This is a genomic window from Pantoea sp. JGM49 (assembly GCF_018257655.1).
Classification (GTDB): Bacteria; Pseudomonadota; Gammaproteobacteria; order Enterobacterales; family Enterobacteriaceae; genus Pantoea; species Pantoea communis.
The window spans coordinates 1-1,690 of sequence record NZ_JAERJM010000039.1; the positions used below are offsets into that span (position 1 = coordinate 1).

At 51.4% G+C, this 1,690-nt stretch carries 2 protein-coding genes; both read left to right on the plus strand.

The features are described 5' to 3' along the window. Positions 1-422: SH3 domain-containing protein (locus tag JK231_RS25345; protein WP_237448857.1), on the plus strand; the 422-nt coding region annotated here is incomplete at its 5' end. Positions 423-442: 20 nt separating this feature from the next. After that, positions 443-1,663 (plus strand): ISL3 family transposase, encoded by a 1,221-nt coding sequence (locus JK231_RS25350; RefSeq protein ID WP_160834698.1) that lies wholly within the window; start codon positions 443-445, stop codon positions 1,661-1,663. Positions 1,664-1,690: the final 27 nt, after the last annotated feature.

Below are 1,690 nucleotides of genomic sequence, written 5' to 3' on the forward strand. Positions count from 1 at the left end.
GGGTCTTCCCCTGTTGTGGTGGCTGTTGTAGGATTTTTGCTGTTTACCGAACAACAGGAGGAGAACACTTGAATAATAATGCTGCTGTTGTCATCAGAGATTACATCTCTGCTTATCCTGACCCCATCGTTATAAAGAAAGACAGTACTGCCTTTATCAGCCATTGTGATCTTGAATATCGCGGATGGGTATGGATAGCGCTTGCCTCCGGTAAAGCTGGATGGGCCCCACAACAAATATTTACTCCCCTCAGTGCAAATGAAGTCGTCTGCCTCGAAGACTATACAGCGCATGAATTATCAGTCAGGTCCGGCGAGCAAATTACTGTTATGAAGTCCCTTAATAGCTGGTACTGGGCGCTCAATGACTCAGGTGAATCTGGCTGGGTGCCAGAAGAATGTGTAAGTATGCCGGGTATCTAATTTTAATCCGGTACGCTCTTATGGATGAAAGATCCCTCTATGCCCACATTCTCAATTTGTCCGGTCCGTGGCAGGTTGAATCCTTGTCCCTTGATGAAAATGCGGGTTCCGTTACTGTCACCGTCGGAATCGCTGAAAATGCGATATTAACCTGTCCTGCCTGCGGCAAATCCTGTCCTGTGCACGATCACCGGCATCGTAAATGGCGCCATCTTGATACCTCCCAGTTCACCACGATTGTCGAAGCCGATGTTCCCCGCATTATGTGTCCGGAGCATGGTTGCCAGACCCTGCCTGTTCCGTGGGCGGGTCCGGGAAGCCGGTATACGCTTCTGTTCGAATCGTTCGTGCTTTCATGGCTGAAAATCAGCACCGTTGATGCTGTCAGGAAACAACTTAAGCTCAGCTGGAATGCGGTTGACGGCATTATGACCCGGGCAGTTAAGCGAGGCCTTGCCCGGATAAAAAAGCCATTATCCGCCCGTCATATGAATGTGGATGAGGTTGCCTTTAAAAAAGGACATCGTTACATAACGGTGATCTCCGATCGCGATGGACGGGCGCTGGCCTTAACGGATGATCGCGGCACAGAGAGCCTTGCCAGCTATCTTCGCACGCTCACTGACGGGCAGTTGCTGGCTATCAAAACGCTCTCCATGGATATGAATGCAGGATATATAAGAGCAGCACGTATCCACTTACCCAGTGCGGTTGAGAAAATCGCCTTCGACCGCTTCCATGTAGCAAAGCAACTGGGCGAAGTGGTGGATAAAACCCGCCAGAATGAACATCCGCACCTCCCTGTAGAAAGCCGGCGTCAGGCAAAGGGAACCCGCTTCCTGTGGCAGTACAGCGATAAGTGGATGACCGAATCCAGGCAGGAAAAGCTGATATGGCTGCGTGCACAGATGAAGCTGACGAGCCAGTGCTGGGCGCTAAAAGAGCTGGCAAAGGATATCTGGAACAGGCCATGGAGCGAGGAAAGACGGAATGACTGGCAGAGATGGCTGGCGCTGGCGGCCAGCAGTGACGTTCCCATGATGAAAAACGCGGCTAAAACGATAGGAAAAAGGCTGTACGGGATCCTGAATGCCATGCGACACAGTGTCTCAAACGGAAATGCGGAGGCACTGAACAGCAAGATCAGGCTGCTGAGGATAAAAGCCAGGGGATACCGAAACCGGGAGCGCTTTAAGCTGGGAGTGATGTTCCACTACGGGAAACTGAATATGGCGTTCTGAGTCTCCCACCATGATCGGGGAAGACCC

Coding starts and splice junctions, on each gene's coding strand:
- JK231_RS25350 (WP_160834698.1), top strand. CDS start 443: ATGGATGAAAGATCCCTCTATGCCCACATTCTCAATTTGTCCGGTCCG.